The sequence below is a fragment of the Planosporangium thailandense genome, assembly GCF_011947195.1.
In the GTDB taxonomy this organism is placed as follows: Bacteria; Actinomycetota; Actinomycetes; order Mycobacteriales; family Micromonosporaceae; genus Planosporangium; species Planosporangium thailandense.
Window position 1 is genome coordinate 15866 of record NZ_JAATVY010000020.1, and the last position, 20239, is coordinate 36104.

Consider the following 20239-nt stretch of genomic DNA (forward strand, 5'->3'; position numbering starts at 1 on the left):
CTCAGATTCGGTAGACGGGCGCGTAGAGATCCGGGCGGCGGTCGGCGTGCACGTCGTTGTGCTCGCTGATGCGCTTGTCGCGGGCGGCCGCGAGATCGAGGTCGGCCACCACCGTCGCCTCCCGGCCGAGGACCAGGTCGCGCAGCGGCCAGCCGTCCGGATCGACGACCACCGTGCCGCCGACCCAGTCCACGCCACGTTCGCCGGCGGTACGGTCGGCCACCGCGACGAACATGCGGTTGATGGCGGCCGCCGCCTGCACCCGGACGATCTCGCTCGGGCGCTCACCCGCCGGCCGGGGCAGCTGCGGCCAGTTGACCGGGGCGCACAACAGCTGGGTCCCGGCGAGCGCGGCCATCCGGGTCCACTCGGGAAACTCGAGGTCGTAGCAGATCATGACCGCGAGCCGGCCGTACGCGGTGTCCACCACGGCCGGGGCCGCGTCACCCGGGTCGAACACGAGCTTCTCGCGGTCCCACAGGTGCGCCTTGCGGTACAGCGCACGCACGCCGGAGGCGTCGACCAGCACGGCCGAGTTGCGCACCCGCCGGTCCGGGTCCAGCTCGCAGAAGCCGCCGACGAGGACGGCGTCGTGCCGGAGCGCCAGGTCGACCCAGCCGGCCACGGTCGGCCCGTCGGCCGGCTCGGCGAGCGAGCGGGCCTCGGCGGCGTCGCGGAACACGTACCCGCTGTTGGCCAGCTCGGGCAGGACGATGATCCGGGCGCCCGCTTCGGCCGCCTCCGCCACGGCGCGGCGTACCCTCGCCCGGTTGCCGTCGACGTCTCCGACAGCGAGCCGGACCTGGCAGCAGGCCACCCGCACGGCTGTCACCGGGTCACCGGAGGACATCGGCGGCCGGCGCTGTCGGCTCCAGCGCGGTGGCTTGCGGCGCCCTGTCATCCGTGGTCGCAGCATCCGGAGCCGCGTCATCCGGCGCCGGGTCGACCGACAGGTGCTCGTGCACCGCCAACCACCCGCCGGCGGGCTCGCGCCGGAACACGATCGTCTCCCGCTCCCTCAGCTCGGCCGGCTCACCGGCGACCCGGGTGCGCACCCGGTGGGTGAACACGGCCGTGTCGGGGGTGAGCAGCCGCACGCGCTGGTCGAGCGAACGGCACCCGTGGACCGCGAAGCCGTCGCGCTCCCATTCGCGCCAGACCTCCTGATAGCGCGAGCGGGAACCGATCAGCTCGGCGCAGTTGTGGAACACGAAGGTCGCGTCGGCCGCGAAGGCGGAGAAGTAGCGGTCCACGTCGTGCGAGCCGAACGCGTGGACCAGTGCCCGGGCCGCGCCCAGCACCTCGGCCCGCGCCACCTCGGCTTCCGTACGCGCCATGACAACCTCCGACCGCTGGCCTCTTGCGCATCAGTGGCAGCGATGTTGCCATGTGTTCAACGTCAGTTGCAAGTCAGTAAACATTCGACAAAAGGCCGCTCTGGCCCAATGATCTCTTCAGGCCCACCGGCCGCCATCGGCCGACGACGCTCGGTCACACAACCCGACGAGGACTGAAGCCGGGAACCCGGCGAGGAAAGGGGATGCGGTGAAATCCGTCCCGGTCTCCCCCAGCAACGGCAGGCTGCGCATCGGCGCGCGGCTGCGCGCCGCCCGGCAGCGGCAAGGGCTCACCATCGACCAGGTGGCCGCGAGCGCGGAGGTGACCAAGGGCTTCATCAGCCGCATCGAACGCGACGAGACCTCGCCCAGCGTCGCCACGCTGGTGACCATCTGCGAGGTCCTGTCGCTGCCGATCGGCACGCTGTTCGAGTCGCCGCAGACCGACCTGGTCCGCGCCGACGAGGCGCCGCGCATCCAGCTCACCGGCGCCGGCGCGGACGAGCGGCTGCTGACGCCGCGCGGGCAGGCCCGACTGCAGCTGATCCGGTCGGTGATTGAGCCGGGCGGCACCGGCGGCACCGAGCTGTACACCCTGAACTGCGAGATCGAGGTGCTGCATGTCCTGCACGGCACCATCGAGCTGGTATTCAGCCAGCACACCGAGCGCCTGGGCAGCGGCGACGCCATCACCTTCTCCGGCCGCGAACCGCACACCTGGATCAACCCCGACCAGGCCCGCAGCGCCGAGGTCATGTGGGTCATCGCGCCCGCGGCCTGGGACACGTCGGCCTGACCCGGCCCCGACGGGGACCACCACGCCGAGTAGACATTACGCGGAGTAGGCACACCGCCACCCCACCCGGCGGATCCGCAGGGTGGACATGGTTGACTGCCAGGCAAGTTTAGTTCAACATTGGGCAACTTCACGCCCTTACCGTCATACGCACTTCCCATGGAGCTGTCTGGTGGCATCTGATACATCGCAGGCGGCGGTCGCCGCGCCTCCGCTCATCGAGGTCCGCTCGATCGACTGGGTGCCCGACGAGGAGCGCCACGGCCGGCTGTGGCACCAGGCGCCCCTGTGGTTCCTCGGCAACTTCCAGTACTTCACGATCCCGATCGGCTTCATCGGCCCCGGGCTCGGCCTGTCGCTGGGCTGGACCGCCGTCGCCGGCATCCTCGGCATCATCATCGGCACCCTGTTCATGGCCTTCCACGCCTCGCAGGGGCCGACGCTCGGGCTGCCGCAGATGATCCAGTCGCGCGCCCAGTTCGGCTACCGCGGCGTCATCATCCCGCTGTTCGCCACGCTGTTCACGTACCTCGCGTTCAACGTCGCCGACCAGGTCCTGCTCGGCGACGGCCTGAACAGCGCGTTCGGTTTGAACGCCAACCTCGTCGCGGTCATCGCGGCGCTCGCTGCCGCCCTGCTGGCGATCTTCGGCCACGACTGGGTGCACAAGGCGTTCCGGGCCCTGCTGTACGTCTCGCTGCCGCTGATGGCGATCCTGACCATCGGCGTCATCACCGGCCACGGCGGCGGCGCGCCCAGCAGCCACCACTACGGGTTCAACACGGTCGGGTTCATGGCCGAGCTCGCCGCGGCCGCCGCTTACAACATCACCTACGCGCCCTACGTCTCGGACTACTCCCGCTACCTGCCGGCGTCGACCAAGCCCCGCGCGGTCATCGCGTCCGTCTTCTTCGGCGCCTCCGGCTCGGCGGTCTGGCTGATCGTGCTCGGCGCCTGGCTGGCGATCCGGCTCGGCGCCACCGACGGCCTGGCCGGCCTGGTGACCGCCGGCAACAACGTGATCCCCCACCTGGGCCAGGTGGTGGCGCTTCTGTCCACGCTGGCGCTGGTCGCCACCATGGGCATGAACGCCTACGGCGGCATGCTGACGATCCTCACCGGGGTCGACTCGATCCGCCCGATCAAACCCAGGCGCACCGCTCGCGTGGTCACGATCATCGTGCTCACGGTGGTCTGGTTCGTCATCGGCAAGTCGATCACCGCCGGCGCGGTCGACACGGTGTTCTCGGCGCTGACCCTGATGCTGTACCTGCTGGTGCCGTGGACGGCCAGCAACCTGATGGACTTCTTCGTGGTCCGCCGGGGGCACTACGCGATCACCGAGCTGTTCCGGCCGCGCGGCCTGTACGGGTCGTGGGGCTGGCGGGGCCTGACCTCGTACGCGATCGGCATCCTGGTCGAGATCCCGTTCATGGTGCTGCCGCAGCTCGGTCACTGGAGCTACACCGGGCCGCTGGCCAAGGCGCTGGGCGGCGTCGACATCGCATGGCTGGCCGGGCTGGTCGTCACCGGCATCGCCTACTGGCTGTTCAGCCGCTCCATCGATGTGACCGCCGAGCACAACGCCGAGGTCGCCAGCGACCGGGCGCTCGACGACGCGCTGCACGCCGGGGAGGCGACCGCATGACCATCCACGGCCGTGTCCTCACCGCGGCCGGCGCGCCGACCGTCGAGACCCCGCTGGAGCTCGTCGAGCCCGACGGGGACCTCGTGCGGGTCCGGCTGACCGCCAGCGGCGTATGCCACTCGGACCTGCACGTGGCCAATGGCGAGTGGTCCGCTCCCCTGCCGATGGTGCTGGGCCACGAGGGCGCCGGCGTCGTCGAGGCGGTCGGACCGCAGGTCCGCACGCTGCGCCCCGGCGACCACGTCGCGCTGTCCTGGTACGCCCAGTGCGGGCACTGCCGGCGCTGCCGGTCCGGCCGCGCCTGGCTGTGCACCGGCACCCGGGCGACCAGCCACGAGCTGCCCGACGGCCGCACCTCGCTGCGCGACGCGCACGGCGCCCCGGTGCACGCGTTCCTGGGGCTCGGCACGTTCGCCGAGGCGGCGGTCGTACCCGAAGCGGCGGCCGTGGCCGTCCCCGACGACGTGCCGGCCAGGATCGCCGCCCTCATCGGCTGCGCGGTCACCACCGGCGTGGGCGCCGTCCTGAACACCGCCCAGGTACGCGCGGGCGACAGCGCGGTCGTGGTCGGCTGCGGTGGCGTCGGCCAGTCCATCCTGCTCGGGCTGGCGCTGGCCGGGGCCCACCCGATCATCGCGGTGGACCTCTCCGACGACCGGCTGGCCCACGCGCGCGCCCTCGGCGCGACGCACGTGCTGCGCGGCGACGACCCGGACCTGGTGGCGCACGTGGCCGCGATCACCGACGACGGGGCCGACCACGCGTTCGAGGCGATCGGCCGGCCGGAGACGATCGAGCAGTTGCCGTCGCTCGTCGGGCGGGGCGGGAACGCGGTCCTGGTCGGCATGCCGGCCGAGGGCGTACGTGCCAGCTTCGACCCGTTCGACCTCGCCGACGCCGGGAAGAGAGTACTCGGCTGCAACTACGGAAGCAGTGTGCCGGCCGTCGACTTCCCCCGCATCGCCGGGCTGTACCGGTCGGGTCGCCTTCCGCTGGACGCCCTGGTCGGCGCGGTCCGCCCGCTCGCCGAGCTGGACGCGGCGTTCGGCGACCTGCGTGACGCCGTCGGCCTGCGCACCGTCCTGGACCTGACCAAATAGCTCATCTCGCAACCCCGTTAGGAGTGTCATGACCAGGCGAGTACAGAACGTCATCGACGGGAAGCTCGTCGACGCCGCCGACGGCCGCACCACCGACCTGATCGACCCGTCGACCGGCGAGGTCTTCGGCACCGCGCCGCGGTCCGGACCCGAAGACGTCGACCGTGCGTACGCCAGCGCCGCCCGCGCGTTCGAGACATGGCGCGACACCACCCCCGGCGAGCGGCAGCAGGCGCTGCTGCGCTTCGCCGACGCCCTCGAACGGCGCGCCGAGGAGCTGGTGGCCGCCGAGGCCGAGAACACCGGCAAGCCGATCGAGCTGACCAGCACGCTGGAGCTGGCCCCCTCGATCGACCAGATCCGGTTCTTCGCCGGTGCCGCGCGCCTGCTGGAAGGCAAGAGCGCCGGGGAGTACCTCGCCGGGCACACGTCGTACGTGCGCCGCGAGCCGGTCGGCGTGGTGGGGCAGGTCGCGCCGTGGAACTACCCGCTCATGATGGCGGTGTGGAAGTTCGCGCCGGCCGTGGCGGCCGGCAACACGGTGGTCCTCAAGCCCAGCGACACCACCCCGGTCACCAGCGCGCTGATGGCCGAGATCGCCGCGGAGTTCTTCCCGCCGGGCGTGCTGAACGTGGTCTGCGGCGACCGTGACACCGGCAAGGCGGTCGTCTCGCACAAGACCCCGGCGATGGTGTCGATCACCGGCTCCACGAGGGCCGGGTACGAGGTGGCCGCCGCCGCGGCCGCCGACCTCAAGCGGGTCCAGTTGGAGCTGGGCGGCAAGGCGCCGGTGATCGTGTTCGACGACGTCGACATCGAGGCCGCGGCCGAGGGAATCACCGGCGCCGCGTACTTCAACGCCGGCCAGGACTGCACCGCGGCGACCCGGGTGCTGGTCAGCGACCGGGTGGCCGACGAGTTCGCGGAGGCCCTGGCCGAGCAGGCCCGCGTCACCCGTACCGGCCCGCCGAGCGACCCCGACGCGGCCTATGGCCCACTCAACAACGCCAACCAGCTCGCCCACGTGGACGGCCTAATGTCCCGGCTGCCCGACCACGCACGGGTGCTGGCCGGCGGCTCGCGCGCCGGCGACCGCGGGTACTTCTGGTCGCCCACGGTCGTGGCGGGCCTGGAGCAGTCCGACGAGCTCAGCCAGACCGAAATCTTCGGCCCGGTCATCACCGTGCAGCGGTTCAGCGACGAGGACCAGGCGGTCCGGTGGGCCAACGACGTGGAGTACGGCCTCGCGTCCAGCGTCTGGACCCGCGACCACGGCCGCGCCATGCGCGTCGTCCGCCGGCTGGACTTCGGCGCCGTGTGGGTCAACTGCCACACCGCGATCGTGGCCGAGATGCCGCACGGCGGGTTCAAGCACTCCGGCTATGGAAAGGATCTTTCCATGTACGGTCTGGAGGACTACACCAGGATCAAGCACGTCATGCACAACATCGAGTTCTGACCTGCGAACATACGACGAACCCGTCCCCCACCCCCGGCGGTACAACGATCCGATGGAGACACTGAAGTGAGTACGATTCCGCAACAGCGCCTGCTACGTACGGAGGTCCCCGGTCCGCGCTCGCGCGAGCTGCACGCCCGCAAGAACGCGGCGGTCTCGGCAGGCGTCGGCACCACCCTGCCGGTCTACATCGAACGCGCCGGCGGGGGCATCCTCGTCGACGTCGACGGCAACCAGCTCATCGACTTCGGCTCCGGCATCGCCGTGACGTCGGTCGGCAACGCCGCGCCCCGCGTGGTCGACGCGGTACGCGAGCAGGTCGGGGACTTCACCCACACCTGCTTCATGGTCACCCCGTACGAGGAGTACCTGGCGGTCTGCGAGGCCCTCAACGAGCTGACCCCCGGTACGCACGAGAAGCGCTCGGCGCTGTTCAACTCGGGCGCGGAGGCGGTCGAGAACGCGATCAAGATCGCGCGGCACGCCACCGGCCGGAGCGCGGTGGTCGCCTTCGACCACGCCTACCACGGCCGCACCAACCTCACGATGGCGCTGACGGCGAAGTCCATGCCGTACAAGCACGGTTTCGGCCCCTTCGCCGGCGAGATCTACCGGGCGCCGATGGCGTACCCGTACCGCTGGCCCACCGGCGTCGAGAACTGTGCCGAGGAGGCCTTCGCGGCCTTCGTCGAGCAGGTGCACGCCCAGGTCGGCGAGTCCAACGTGGCGGCCGTCGTCGTGGAGCCGATCCAGGGCGAGGGCGGCTTCGTCGTACCCGCGCCGGGCTTCCTGAAGTCGGTGGCCGACTGGTGCCGCGAGCACGGCATCGTGTTCATCGCCGATGAGATCCAGACCGGCTTCTGCCGTACCGGCGACTGGTTCGCCTGCGAGCACGAGGGCATCGTGCCCGACCTCATCACCACGGCCAAGGGCATCGCCGGCGGCCTGCCGCTCGCGGCGGTCACCGGCCGCGCCGAGCTGATGGACGCCGTGCACGGCGGCGGCCTGGGCGGCACGTACGGCGGCAACCCGGTCGCCTGCGCCGCGGCGCTCGCCGCCATCGAGACGATGCGCGCGGACGACCTCGCGGGCGCCGCCCGGCGGATCGAGTCCATCATGCTGCCCCGGCTGCGGGAGCTCGCCGACAAGTACGACGTCATCGGCGACGTCCGCGGCCGCGGCGCGATGATCGCCGTCGAACTGGTGGCCGGCGGCGGCTCGAAGGAGCCCAACGCCGCGCTGACCGGCAAGATCTCGGCGGCGTGCCACGCCGAGGGCCTGGTCACGCTCACCGCCGGTACCTTCGGCAACGTGCTGCGGTTCCTCCCGCCGCTGGTCATCGGCGAGGACCTGCTCACCGAGGGGCTCGACATCATCGAGGGCGCCCTGGCGGCGAACGCATGAGCGCCCCGCTGCCCGCCGGTACGCCCACGCAGCAGCTCGTGGGCGGCGCCTGGACCGCTGGTGAGCAGGGCGACTTCGCCGTGCTCAACCCGTCGACCGGGGAAGAGATCGCCCGCGTGCCGCGGGCCGGCCGGGGTGACGTGGCCCGCGCCGTGGACGCCGCGGCCGCGGCGCTGCCCGGGTGGGCCGCCACCGCGCCCCGCGAGCGCGCCGAGGCGCTGCGCCGGATGTTCGAGCTGATGACCGCGCGGCGCGAGGACCTCGCGTACCTGATGTCGCTGGAGATGGGCAAAGCGCTGTCGGATGCCCGGGGCGAGGTCACGTACGCGGCGGAGTTCTTCCGCTGGTTCTCCGAGGAGGCGGTCCGCGTCGGCGGCGAGCTGCGGATGGCGCCGTCGGGCGCGAACCGGATCCTCACCTTCAAGCGGCCCGTCGGCGTCGCGCTGCTGCTGACGCCGTGGAACTTCCCCGCGGCGATGGCCACCCGCAAGATCGCCCCGGCGCTGGCCGCGGGCTGCACCGTGCTGCTCAAGCCCGCCGAGGACACGCCGCTGACCGCGTTGCTGCTGGGTCAGCTGCTGGCCGAGGCCGGCGTACCGGACGGCGTGGTCAACGTGCTGACCACCGACCGGCCCGGTGAGGTGGTGGAGTGGGCGCTCGCCGACTCCCGCGTACGGAAGCTGTCGTTCACCGGCTCCACCGGGGTGGGGCGGATCCTGCTCAAGCAGGCCGCCGACCGGATCGTCAACGCCTCGATGGAGCTGGGCGGCAACGCGCCGTTCATCGTGCTCGACGACGCCGACCTCGACGCGGCCGTCGAGGGGGCGATGCTGGCCAAGATGCGCAACGGTGGTCAGGCCTGCACCGCCGCCAACCGGTTCTTCGTCCACCACAGCGTGGCCGCGGACTTCGCCGACCGGCTGGCGCAGGCGATGGGCGCGTTGCGGATGGGGCCCGGTACCGACGAGAAGACCCAGCTCGGCCCGATCATCAACGCCAAGCAGGTCGACGGCATCGCGCAGAAGGTCGACGCGTCCGTCGCGGCCGGCGCGAAGGTGCTCCTCGGTGGAGCGCGGCACGAGGGCCCGGGGTTCTTCTACCCCGCCACGGTCCTCACCGACGTGCCGGCGGACGCTCCGGCCGGCCGGGAGGAGATCTTCGGCCCGGTCGCGGCGATCGTCCCCGTCGCCGACGAGGACGAGGCGGTACGGCTGGCCAACAGCACCGACATGGGGCTGTCCGGCTACGTCTACACCCGTGACCTCGCGCGGGGCCTGCGGATCAGCGAGCGGCTCGAGGTCGGGATGGTCGGCCTCAACCGCGGCCTGGTCTCCGACCCGGCCGCCCCGTTCGGCGGTGTCAAGGAGTCCGGCCTCGGCCGGGAGGGCAGCCACGAAGGGATCGAGGAGTACCTCGAGACGACGTACGTCGCCACCCAGTGGTGACCGTCTCGACCGGCTGAGCTCCGCGCCGTGCGGGCCGGGTCGACGCATCCGCGTCGGCCCGGCCCGCTGCGCTTCACCCGGCCTCGTGAGCGTCATTATCATGATCGACCGCGCCGACGACACGGGCATCCACCCACTGTGACCGCGTCCTATTACGAGGGTCACGGCCGGTTTCGGTCAGCATCATGATCATGGTGCCGATCCGGCGTCAGTGAGTACTGAGGGGCCGGGGAGCACTGACGGGTCGGGCGCGATGACGCATGGTTGGGGACGTACGGTATCCGCGCTGGTCGCCGCCGCCGTCGCCGTCGCGGCATACCTGGCGATCCAGCTGACCCGACCCGGCTCACCGGCCCTGATGACCGTCCTCACCCGCGGACTCGCCGTCGCGCCCGCCCTGGTCAGCGGAGTCCTGTGGCTACGCGCCGCACGATGGGCGTCCGGCCGCGCCAGGTTGGCGCTGCGGCTGGCCAGCGGCGCCATGCTCGGATGGGCGGCCGGCGAGGTGATCCGAATCGGCGACTACCTGCTCCACGGGCCCCGGCCCGGCGCCCCGCTGTCGGCGACTCTCCTCTTCCTCGCCACCACGCTGCTGGTGCCGGTGGCCGTACTGCTCCTGTTCGGCGCCCGGAACTTCACCAGCCTCCGTACCGTGCTCGACGCGCTGCTCATCGCCGCCAGCACGCTGTATGTGGCCTGGTCCGTCGCGCTGCACACGGTGTACCGGGCGCGGGGCGGCGGTGTCGGCGCGCTGACGTCGCTGGGGTACTCCCTGGCGGACATCGCCTTCATCGCCATCGTGCTCATCCTGGTCCGCGACGCCGCTCCGATCCTGCGCACACCGGCGGCCCTCGTCGCGACCGGACTGATCCTCAAATGCGCCAGCGACTTCGCCTCGTCCTACTTCTCGGTGCGGGCCACTGCGTCGCAGGGCGCGCTGACCGACATCGGCTGGCTCGTGGCGTTCGTCGCGATCGCCCTCGCGACGCCGCGCCGCCCCGAGATCGCCGGCCTGGCCGAAGGCCCGGACGGCCAGTCCGCCTGGCTGTTCCTGCCGTACGCGCCGTTCCTGCTCGCGCTCGTCACCGCCGGTGTGCTGTTCGTCGCCAAGCACGGACACGTGGATCCGACCCAGTACCTCATCAGCGTGGTGCTGGTCGTACTGATCTTGTTGCGGCAACTGATCACACAGCACGACAACCGGGCCCTGACCCGCCGGCTGAAGACCGCCGCCGAGGACCTGCGGTACCGCGCCTACCACGACCCGCTGACCGGAATGGCCAACCGGGACAAGTTCATGGAGTCCGTCGAGCGCCGACTCGCGGCCCCCACCGGCCCCCAGATCGCCGTGCTCTACATCGACCTCGACGGGTTCAAACCAATCAACGACACCTTCGGCCACGCCGCCGGCGACCGGGCCCTGGCCGCCGTCGCCGAGCGGCTCACCCGCGCCACCCGGACCGGTGACCTGGTGGCGCGGCTCGGCGGCGACGAGTTCGCCGTCCTGCTCCCCGACCTCCACTACATGCCGGACGCGCACAGTGTCGCGCAGCGGATCCAGTCCGCACTCGACACCGATCTCGACATCACGGACGGGCCGGTACGGGTGGGCGCCAGCATCGGCGTCGCCTACGGCCGCCCCGGCCGCATCGGCCTCGGCGAGCTGCTCCGCAACGCCGACGTGGCCATGTACACCGCCAAGCTGCAGGGCCGCCGCCGCACCGTCACCTTCGACCCCCGGCTGCTGACGCGCCGCCGGCTCGACCAGGCCTCCTGAAGCTCTTTATCATGATCAACCGGCCGCCGACGGGAGCCCCCCACCCGCTGTGACCGCGCCCTATTACGAGGGTCACGGCCGGTTTCGATCAGCCAGATGATCATCGTGCCGACCTTGATGCAGTACGTGCAAAGTTGCCCTCCGCAGGGACGGCACAGCTGAAGGAGCGGGCGCCATGGCCTCAGGTCGCAACCGGGAGATCCGGGCGCTCGCCGCCACCGCCGTCACGGTGTACGTCGGGATCCAGACCGGCCGACCCGGCTCGCCCACGGTGGTGGCCGCGCTCACCGGCGGGCTCACGATCGCCGCCGCGCTCGTCACCACCGTCGTCTGGCTGCGGGCGTCGCGCTGGGCATCCGGACGTGCCAGGCTGGGGCTGCGACTGATCGGTATCGCCATGGCCGGCTGGGCGACCGGCGACGCCATCTGGATCGGCGGCTACGCGGCCCACGGCGCGCGCGGCGCGAACGTACCGCCGCTGGCAGACCTCGCGTTCCTGATCCCGATGGTGCTCGGCCCGCTGGCCATGGCGCTGCTCTACGGCACGCGCCGGATCGCCAGCATCCGCACCCTGCTCGACGCGCTGCTCATCACCTGTGCGCTGCTGTACATGGCCTGGGCGTTCGTGCTGGGCCCCACGTACCGCGCCCACGGCGGCGGCACGGGCGCGTTCGCCCTGCTCATCTACCCGCTCGCCGACGTGGTCATCGCGAGCACCGCGCTCCTGCTGGTCCGCGACGCCGTTCCCGCCATGCGCGTACCCGCACGGCTCGCCGCGGCCGGGCTGATCCTGATGTGCCTCAGCGACGTCACCTACGCCTATCTGTCGGTACGCGGCAGCTACCAGCCGGGGCGCATCAGTGACCTCGGCTGGTTCCTCGGCCTCGTGGTGATGGCCGTCGCCGCGCCGCGCCGACAGGAGCTGACCGGCTGGTCGGCGAGCGCCGACGCCGAGCCGGGCTCGCTGTTCCTGCCGTACGTGCCGTTCGGCCTCGCCCTCGTCACCGCCATGGCGTTGTTCGTTGCCCGGCACGGACAGGTCGAGCCGGGCCTGTACGGCATCAGCATCGCGCTCGTGATCCTGGTCGTGGTCCGGCAACTGGTGGTGCTGGCCGACAACCAGCGACTGACCCGGCGGCTCACCCGCGCCGTCCGGGACCTGCGGTACCGGGCCTATCACGACCCGCTGACCGGACTGGCCAACCGGGACAAGTTCATGGAGTCGGTCGAGCACGCCCTCGCCGGCCCGTCGGGACGGCAGGTCGCCGTGCTCTACATCGACCTCGACGGGTTCAAACCGATCAATGACAGTCTCGGCCACGCCGTCGGCGACCGGGTGCTGTCCGTCGTCGCGGAGCGACTGGCCGGCGCCGCCCGGCCCGGAGATCTGGTGGGGCGGCTCGGCGGTGACGAGTTCGCCGTCCTGCTCCCGGACCTCCGCCACCCGCCGAGCGCGCTCGGAGTCGCCCAGCGGATCCAGGCCGCGCTGGACGCAGACCTCGACGTCGACCTCGACCTCGACGTCGACCTCGACGTCGACGTCGACGGTGCGCCGGTACGGGTCGGCGCGAGCATCGGTGTCGCCTACGGCCGCCCCGGCCACATCGGCCTCGGCGAACTCCTCCGCAACGCCGACGTGGCCATGTACACCGCCAAGCTCCAGGGCCGCCGCCGCACCGTCACCTTCGACCCCCGGCTGCTCGCCGGCCGCCCGCTCGGCCGGGCATCCTAGGTTCGCCGTCGGCCGCGCCCGTGCGCCGCCCCGGTCAGACCAGCACCCTCCGGCTGTCCTCCTCCGACCAGCTGACCATCAACAGCGTCGCGTCGTCACGCAGCGGGCCGTACTGGTGGGCCAACACGTCGTGGGACAGCCGGCGGAGGGTTTCGGGTACGGGCAGGCCGGCCGCCGCGTGCCGTTCGGCGAAGTCGACGAGCCGGTGCACGCCGAACTCCCCGCCGTGCTCGTCGCGCGCCTCGGTGAAGCCGTCGGTGTGAAACAACAGCCGGTCGCCGGGCTCGAGGGCCAGCTCGGCGGGCTCGACGGCGGGGTCGTCGAGCCCGAGCGGCATCCGCCGGCCCCGGTCGAGGACACCGACCGCCTTGCCACCGCGCAGCAGCACGGGCGGCGGGTGCCCGGCGTTGACGTAGCGCACCGCGCCGCTGATGAGGTCGATCTCGGCGAGGACCGCGGTGACGTACCGCTGGTCGCCGAAGTTGTCGGTGAGCGCCTCGTCGGCGGCGCGGGCCACCGCGTACAGGCCGTCGCCGTCGATCCGGGCGGTACGCATCGCCGACAGCGCGACGGCGGCGGTCAGCCCGGCGTGCAGCCCACGTCCGACGGCGTCGAGGACCGCCACCCTGGCGACGTCGGCGTCGACCGCGTAGTCGAACGCGTCGCCGCCGACCTCGTAGGCCGGCTCCAGGATCGCCGAGATCACGACGTGGTCGGTGGCGAAGCTCAGCGGCGGCAGCATCCGCCACAGCAGCTCCGAGGCGGTCGACGGCCGCCGCGAGCGCCGGGCCCGCCGGAGGGCGTCGCCGTACGGGTTCTTGGCCGCTACGAGGTGGCCGACCAGCTCGTTGAACTGCCGGAGACCCGCGGTCACCTCGGGGTCGCCCGGGTCGAGCCACTCCGGCAGCCTCAGGTTCAGCACGCCGAGCCGCTCGGTGCCGTCCTGAAGCTGCGTCCACAGCCGCCACCGCTCGCCGGCGACCGGCACGAGGGTACCGGTCATGAACGCGCGACCGGCCAGGCTGGCGTCGACGGGCAACGACTGGGGCGTCGGCCGGCCGCGACCGGGCACGGCCCGCAGCGTCCGCTGTTCGTGGTCGACCAGGTAGATGGTGATCTCGGCGTCGAGCGGGCGGACCGCGGCGTTCGCCGCGTCGGCGAGGTCGCCGGGCTGCGCGCGCTGTGTGCGTCGCAGCAGCTCGAAGATCGCGTCCTGCCACAGCTCCGGCGGAGGCTTCACGCTCCCACCGTATGCCGGCCGGAGAAACGGGGGCGCGGACTCCCCCTTCGGCTACGAGGGCGTCCCGTCGGCCTTCTTTACGGGCGCGTCCCGGCGGGCGGCGGCAGCGGCAGGCTAGACTCCTGGGTCGGCGAAGGAGGACCGGATGAGTGCCGCTGAGATCGATTTCGAGCCGGCCCGTCTGGAGCTCGACCGGGTCGTCGACGGTGAGGGCCGGGGCCGGCTGATCGCCACCGGTGAGGTCGACATCAGCACCCTCGAGCGGCTGCGGGCCGCGATCGCCGCCATCCTGACCGAACCGGGTTTGACGGATCTGGTCGTCGATCTCGAGCCACTGGAGTTCATCGACTCCGCCGGCGTGCAGGCGCTGCTGAACGGAAAACGGATGGCCGACGACCGCGGAATCGCCTTCCGCGTGGCCAACGCCCGCGGCAAGGTGCTGCGGGTGCTGACGATCCTCAACCTGGACCGGGTGCTCGCCCCGACCACCTCCTGACGGTCCGTCTCCCCCGGTCGCCGATGAGTTCCCGGCACGGGACCGGTCACTACGGCGAACACGTCCACGTACAGGGAGGTACCGGTGACCACCGCGGAGCTGACCACGTGCCTGTGGTTCGACGGCCAGGCCGAAGAGGCGGCGAACCACTACGTTTCCATCTTCAAGCGCTCCAGGCTCGGGGCGGTGAGCCGCTTCGCCGAGGGCGCGCCGGGTGCCGCCGGCAGCGTCATGGCCGTCGAGTTCGAACTCAACGGCCAGAAGTTCGTCGCCCTGAACGGCGGCCCGCAGTTCACGTTCAACGAGTCCATCTCGTTCCAGATCCACTGCGCTGACCAGGACGAGGTGGACTACTACTGGAGCAGGCTCTGCGAGGGCGGGCAGGAAGGCCCCTGTGGCTGGCTCACGGACAGGTACGGCGTGTCCTGGCAGGTCATTCCGGCGGCGCTGAGCGAACTGATCGGCGGGCCGGACCCGGCGAAGGCGAAGCGGGCCACCGAGGCGATGCTGTCGATGAAGAAGCTCGACATCGCCGCGCTCTGGAAGGCGTACGAGGACTGATCTCCATGATCACGGAAACTTTTCCGTGCTTGAGGGCGGAAAAGTTTCCGTGATCATGGAGAAGGAGATCAACACTCGATGACGTTGACCGCCAGGCCACCGCGCGCGGTCTCCTTGTACTTGATCTTCATGTCCATCCCGGTCTCGCGCATGGTCTTGATGACCTTGTCGAGCGAGACGTGGTGCTGGCCGTCGCCGCGCAGCGCGATCCGCGCTCCCGTGATCGCCTTGACCGCGGCCACCGCGTTGCGCTCGATGCACGGGATCTGGACCAAGCCGCCGACCGGGTCGCAGGTGAGGCCGAGGTTGTGCTCCATGCCGATCTCGGCCGCGTTCTCCACCTGCGGCGGCGTGCCGCCGAGCACCTCGGCCAGCCCGGCCGCCGCCATCGAGCAGGCCGAGCCGACCTCACCCTGGCAGCCCACCTCGGCGCCGGAGATGGAGGCGTTCTCCTTGAACAGCACGCCGATCGCGCCGGCCGTGAGCAGGAACCGGACGACGCCGTCCTCGTCGGCGCCCGGGATGAATGTCATGTAGTAGTGCAGCACCGCCGGGATGATGCCGGCCGCGCCGTTGGTCGGCGCGGTGACGACCCGGCCGCCGGCCGCGTTCTCCTCGTTGACGGCGAGGGCGTACAGCGCGACCCAGTCCATCGCGCGCAGGCCGCCATCGGTTGCGCCGTCGCCGGCGACCTGTTCGAGCTGCCGCCGCAGGGCCGCGGCCCGCCGGCGCACCTTCAACCCGCCGGGCAGGACACCCTCCCGGCCGCAGCCGGCGTCGACGCACTCTCGCATGACCTTCCAGATGTCCAGCAACCCGGCCCGGATCTCGGCCTCGGTACGCCACGCCTTCTCGTTTTCGAGCATGATGGCGCTGATGGGCAGGCCGGTCTCGGCAGCGTGCTGGAGCAGCTGCGCACCGGTCGTGAACGGGTACCGCAGCACGGTCGTGTCCGGCTTGATCCGGTCGGCGCCCGCGGCCGACTCGTCGACGACGAATCCGCCGCCGACGGAGTAGTACGTGCGCTCCGACAGCAGCCCGCCGTGCGCATCGAGGGCCCGCAACCGCATCCCGTTCGAGTGGTACGGAAGGGACTTGCGGCGGTGCAGGGTCAGGTGGTCGTTCTCCCTGAAACGGATCGGGTGGTGGCCGAGCAGCCGAAGCTGCCCGGCCGCCCGGATCTCGGCAAGCCGCTGTTCAGCGGCGTCCGGATCGATCGATTCCGGCTTGTGGCCCTCCAGCCCGAGCAGCACGGCCTTCGGCGTGCCGTGCCCGTGGCCGGTGGCGCCGAGCGAACCGAACAGCTCCGCCTCGACCGTCGCCGTCGGGCCGAGGAGTCCGCCGTCGGCGAGCGACTCCGCGAACATGGCGGCCGCCCGCATCGGTCCGACGGTGTGGGAACTCGACGGACCGATGCCGATGGAGAACAGGTCGAAGACGCTGAGGCTCATCAGCTGTCGAAGCTGCCGATCTTCTCGGTGACCCACTCGTGGAACGCGCCGATGTGGTGCTCGGACGGCACGAGGACACCGCCGGCCGCGTACGCCCGCGAGCTCATCGCCGGCTGGCAGCGCTCGCACACGTCGAAGTCCTGGGTGTTGACCCGGTGGAACAGCTCGACCGAGCGCGAGACGTCCTTGCCCGACGCCACGACCTCCTTGGAGTACAGCCAGTCACACTCCACGATGGTCCGGTCGACCGCCACCGGGTACATCCGGTGCCAGATGATGTGGTCGGGCACCAGGTTGACGAACACCTGCGGCTTGATCGTGATGGCGTAGTAGCGCCGGTCCTGGTCGTCGCCCACGCCGGGCAGCTTCTCGAAGCCCTCGCTGCCGTCGACGGTGAAGCCCTTGATCTCCTCACCGAACTCCGCGCCGTGGCCCACGTAGTACTGCGCGGCGTAGCCGTCGGCGAACTCCGGCAAAACCTCGGTCAGTTCGGGGTGGATCGTGGCGCAGTGGTAGCACTCCATGAAGTTCTCGATGAGCAGCTTCCAGTTGGCCTTCACGTCGTAGACGATCCGTCTGCCGACGGCCAGGTCGCCGATCTCGTACGAGTCGATCACCTCGAGCTCGCCGAGCCGCTCGGTCACCGCGCCCATCACGTCGTCCTCGAACGACGGCGGCTCGTCGGCCAGGCAGACCCACACGTACCCGAGCCACTCCCGCAGGTGTACGTTGACCAGTCCGTACTCGGTACGGTCGATGTCGGGCATCTTGGTGAGGTTCGGGGCGGCAACGAGCTTGCCGTCCAGGCCGTACGTCCACGCGTGGTACGGGCACTGGAAGGCGCGCTTGACCTCGCCGCTGTCCTCCGTGCACAGCTTGGCGCCGCGGTGGCGGCAGATGTTGAGGAACGCGCGCAATTCGCCCTGCCGGCCGCGCACGATGATGACGCTCTCCTTGCCGATGTCCACCGACTTAAAGCTGCCCGGGTTGGCCAGGTCGCTGGCGCGCACCGCGCAGAACCACATGCTCTCGAAGATGCGCGACTGTTCCAGGCTGAAGATGGCCGGGTCGGTGTAGTAGTGGCCGGGCAGCGTCGGGAGGAGGCTGGCAGGCAGGCTGATAGCGGTCACGGTGACACCTCAGGAAGAGCGTCGGGCGACGTGCGGAAGGTCACGCCGCGGGTCGAAGAGGCTGATGGAGTACGACTTGGTGTGCCTGCGCGGTCAGCCGCGCAGGCGCGCCATCTGCGGGTCGAACAGCGGCTCGGCGGCCACCGTGGCCGGCAGCCGGGCGCCGAAGTACTCGATCTCGACGGCCGTGCCGGGGACCGACACCGCGGCGGGCAGCCACGCGTACGCGATCGCGCGGCCGATGCTGTAGCCGTAGGAGGCGCTGGTGACGTAGCCGGAGGCGGCGCCGCCCACGTACACCGGCTCCTTGCCCATCACGATCGCGGCCGGGTCGTCGAGGGTCAGGCAGGTGAGCCGCTTCGAGACGCTCTCCGCCGACCGCCCCTCGATGGCCGCCCGCCCGATGAAGTCGCCGGAGTCCATGCGGACGGCGAACCCCAGGCCCGCTTCGTACGGGTCGTGCTCGGTGGTGACGTCGGTGCCCCAGGACCGGTAGCCCTTCTCCAGCCGGAGGCTGTTGAAGGCGCTGCGCCCGGCGGCGACCACGCCGTACGCCTGGCCGGCGGCCCACAGCGTGTCCCACAGCTTCAGCCCGGCATCGGCGGTCGTGTAGAGCTCCCAGCCGAGCTCACCGACGTACGACAGCCGCATGGCCGTCACCGGCACCTCGCCGATGTAGGCCTTCTTGGCCCGGAAGTACTTCAGACCGGCGTTGGAGAAGTCCTCGCGGGTCAGCGGCTGCAGCAGGTCGCGGGCGCGCGGGCCCCACAGGCCGATGCAGCAGGTGCCGGCGGTGATGTCGCGGATGTACACCGAGCCGTCGGCGGGCAGGTGCTGGCGCATCCAGTCCTCGTCGATGGGACCGTTCGCACCGACCTGGAACACGTCAGGGGCGAGGCGGGCCACCGTGACGTCGCTGCGGACGCCGCCGTCGTGGCCGAGCATGAGTGAGTACGTGACCGAGCCGACCGACTTGTCGAGGTTGTTGGTGTTCAGCCGCTGGAGGAACGTCAGGGCGCCGGGGCCGGCGACCTCGTAGCGCTTGAGCGGGGTCATGTCGTACATCGCCACGCGCTCGCGGGTGGCCTTCGCCTCGGCGGCCGCGATCGGCGACCAGTACCGGGCCGACCACTCGTCGCGTTCCGGAACCTCGACGCCGTCGAGCAGGCCCGCGTTGGCCTCGAACCAGTACGGCCGCTCCCAGCCGGCGCCCTCCAGGAAGAAGGCGCCCAGCTCCTGCTGGCGGGGGTAGAACGGGCTGACGCGCAGCGGGCGCGGGCGCGCAAGCGGTTGGAGCGGGTGGATGATGTCGTACACCTCGATGAAGTTCTGGTTGCTGCGCTCGAAGATGTAGTCGGGCGCGAGCTGGACCTCCTCGAAGCGGCGCAGGTCGCACTCGTGGACGTCGATGCGCGGCTGGCCCTCGACCAGCCACTCCGCCATGGCGCGGGCGACACCGGCCGACTGGGTCACCCAGACCGCCTCGGCCACCCAGAAACCGGACAGCTCCCGGTGCTCGCCCATGATCGGGTTGCCGTCGGGGGTGAAGGAGAAGATGCCGTTGAAGCCCTCCTCCACCTTGGTCTCGGACAGCTCCGGCAGCAGCGCGACCGTCTGCTCCCAGGCCTCGGTGAAGTCGTCTTCGGTGAACGGCAGCATGCTTGGCATCTCCGGCGCGTCGGCCGGCGAGAGGATGTCGTCGACGTCGACCGGCATGGTCCGGTGGCCGTAGTAGCCGATGCCGATGCGGTCGCCGTGCTCGCGGTAGTACAAGTCCTGGTCCTGGTGGCGCAGGATCGGCTTGCTGGCCTCCAGCACCGGGTCGTTGACGCCGACGAGCGAGGCGACCTGGCCGGTCTTGGCGTACTGGTGGGCCATCGGCACCAGCGGGATCGTCAGGCCGACCATCCGGCCGATCTTCGGGCCCCAGAAGCCGGCGCAGCAGACCACGATGTCGGCCGGGATGAAGCCCTTGTCGGTCTCGACGCCGGTGACCCGGCCGTCCTCCTGGCCGATGCCGGTGACCGTGGTGTCACCCTGGAAAGTGGCGCCCCGCGCTCGAGCCCGCCGCGCCTGCGCCTCGACGGCGCGCGGGGCCTTGGCCAGGCCGTCGCTGGGGACGTACCACCCACCGAGGATCCTGCTCGCGTCCACCAGTGGGTGCAGCGTGGCGCACTCCTCCGGGCTGAGCAGGGTGCCCTCGATGCCCCAGGAGGCGGCCAGGCCGCTCTTGCGCTTGAGGTCGGCCCACCGGGCTTCGGTGGTGGCGACCTCGAGGCCGCCGATCTGCTGGAAGCACCACGTGCCGTCGAGGGTCAGGCTGCTGAGCTTCTGCACCGTGTAGGTCGCGAACGCGGCCATCGTCTTCGACGAGTTGGTCTGGAACACCAGGCCCGGGGCGTGCGAGCTCGATCCACCGGTCTGGAACAGCGGCCCCTGGTCGACCACGGTCACGTCGGTCCAGCCGCGCTCGGTCAGCTCGTCCGCGAGCGCCGCTCCGACGACACCGGCACCGATGATCACTACACGGGGGGGCTTGGTCATCGGGGTTCCTTTCCAAGCGTCTGGTCTCAGCCCGACCTGGCCTTCCGCACTCGACTGTTCCACAACACGCAACAACGAGTGGAATACGCAACAGCATGCGCCAACGTAGCCAGTGAGTC

The 20239-nt window shown here is 71.1% G+C and carries 16 protein-coding genes; 10 read left to right on the plus strand and 6 right to left on the minus strand.

Annotated elements, in window-relative coordinates; all coding sequences use genetic code 11:
* Position 1: 1 nt before the first annotated feature.
* Positions 2-832: a nitrilase-related carbon-nitrogen hydrolase gene (locus tag HC031_RS23225; protein ID WP_338090792.1), complete on the minus strand. Its 831-nt coding sequence runs from the start codon at positions 830-832 to the stop codon at positions 2-4.
* Positions 833-836: 4 nt separating this feature from the next.
* Positions 837-1337, minus strand: coding sequence for a YybH family protein (locus HC031_RS23230; protein WP_167927519.1), 501 nt, complete (start codon positions 1335-1337; stop codon positions 837-839).
* A gap of 208 nt (positions 1338-1545) precedes the next feature.
* Here HC031_RS23230 and HC031_RS23235 point away from each other — a divergent pair, with 208 nt between their 5' ends.
* The 8 genes from HC031_RS23235 to HC031_RS23270 all read left to right on the plus strand — a co-directional run bounded on the left by HC031_RS23235 (position 1546) and on the right by HC031_RS23270 (position 12698).
* The gene (locus HC031_RS23235) at positions 1546-2133 is read left to right on the plus strand and encodes a helix-turn-helix domain-containing protein (RefSeq protein WP_167927520.1); all 588 of its coding nucleotides are present in this window, start codon (positions 1546-1548) and stop codon (positions 2131-2133) included.
* Positions 2134-2305: 172 nt separating this feature from the next.
* Entirely contained in the window at positions 2306-3781 is a 1476-nt protein-coding gene (locus HC031_RS23240; RefSeq protein ID WP_205863132.1) for a cytosine permease, read from the plus strand.
* Complete coding sequence (locus HC031_RS23245) at positions 3778-4881, plus strand: alcohol dehydrogenase catalytic domain-containing protein (RefSeq protein ID WP_167927521.1); 1104 nt, start codon at positions 3778-3780, stop codon at positions 4879-4881. The genes HC031_RS23240 and HC031_RS23245 overlap by 4 nt, the downstream gene beginning before the upstream one ends.
* Positions 4882-4909: 28 nt before the next feature.
* Entirely contained in the window at positions 4910-6340 is a 1431-nt protein-coding gene (locus HC031_RS23250; RefSeq protein WP_167927522.1) for a gamma-aminobutyraldehyde dehydrogenase, read from the plus strand.
* Between the two features lie 66 nt (positions 6341-6406).
* Entirely contained in the window at positions 6407-7744 is a 1338-nt protein-coding gene (gene gabT, locus HC031_RS23255) for a 4-aminobutyrate--2-oxoglutarate transaminase (protein ID WP_167927523.1), read from the plus strand.
* Positions 7741-9189, plus strand: coding sequence for an NAD-dependent succinate-semialdehyde dehydrogenase (locus HC031_RS23260; RefSeq protein WP_167927524.1), 1449 nt, complete (start codon positions 7741-7743; stop codon positions 9187-9189). The genes gabT and HC031_RS23260 overlap by 4 nt, the downstream gene beginning before the upstream one ends.
* 253 nt (positions 9190-9442) lie before the next feature.
* Positions 9443-10966, plus strand: coding sequence for a GGDEF domain-containing protein (locus HC031_RS23265; RefSeq protein WP_167927525.1), 1524 nt, complete (start codon positions 9443-9445; stop codon positions 10964-10966).
* 175 nt (positions 10967-11141) lie between these two features.
* Complete coding sequence (locus HC031_RS23270; protein ID WP_167927526.1) at positions 11142-12698, plus strand: GGDEF domain-containing protein; 1557 nt, start codon at positions 11142-11144, stop codon at positions 12696-12698.
* Positions 12699-12732: 34 nt separating this feature from the next.
* Here HC031_RS23270 and HC031_RS34520 read toward each other — a convergent pair whose 3' ends face one another.
* Positions 12733-13938 (minus strand): SpoIIE family protein phosphatase, encoded by a 1206-nt coding sequence (locus HC031_RS34520; RefSeq protein ID WP_167927527.1) that lies wholly within the window; start codon positions 13936-13938, stop codon positions 12733-12735.
* A gap of 145 nt (positions 13939-14083) precedes the next feature.
* On the opposite strand from HC031_RS34520, the gene HC031_RS23280 reads away from it, so the two are divergent.
* Positions 14084-14434, plus strand: coding sequence for an STAS domain-containing protein (locus tag HC031_RS23280; RefSeq protein WP_167927528.1), 351 nt, complete (start codon positions 14084-14086; stop codon positions 14432-14434).
* Positions 14435-14518: 84 nt separating this feature from the next.
* The gene (locus HC031_RS23285) at positions 14519-14995 is read left to right on the plus strand and encodes a VOC family protein (protein ID WP_167927529.1); all 477 of its coding nucleotides are present in this window, start codon (positions 14519-14521) and stop codon (positions 14993-14995) included.
* A gap of 68 nt (positions 14996-15063) precedes the next feature.
* On the opposite strand, the gene HC031_RS23290 is transcribed toward HC031_RS23285, so the two are convergent.
* The 3 genes from HC031_RS23290 to HC031_RS23300 all read right to left on the minus strand — a co-directional run bounded on the left by HC031_RS23290 (position 15064) and on the right by HC031_RS23300 (position 20120).
* Complete coding sequence (locus HC031_RS23290; RefSeq protein ID WP_167927530.1) at positions 15064-16446, minus strand: L-serine ammonia-lyase; 1383 nt, start codon at positions 16444-16446, stop codon at positions 15064-15066.
* Positions 16446-17576 carry an SRPBCC family protein gene (locus HC031_RS23295; RefSeq protein ID WP_167927531.1) on the minus strand — a complete coding sequence of 377 codons (1131 nt, stop codon included), beginning with the start codon at positions 17574-17576 and terminating at the stop codon, positions 16446-16448. The genes HC031_RS23290 and HC031_RS23295 overlap by 1 nt, the downstream gene beginning before the upstream one ends.
* A gap of 93 nt (positions 17577-17669) precedes the next feature.
* Positions 17670-20120: a GcvT family protein gene (locus HC031_RS23300; RefSeq protein WP_167927532.1), complete on the minus strand. Its 2451-nt coding sequence runs from the start codon at positions 20118-20120 to the stop codon at positions 17670-17672.
* Between the last annotated feature and the right edge of the window lie 119 nt (positions 20121-20239).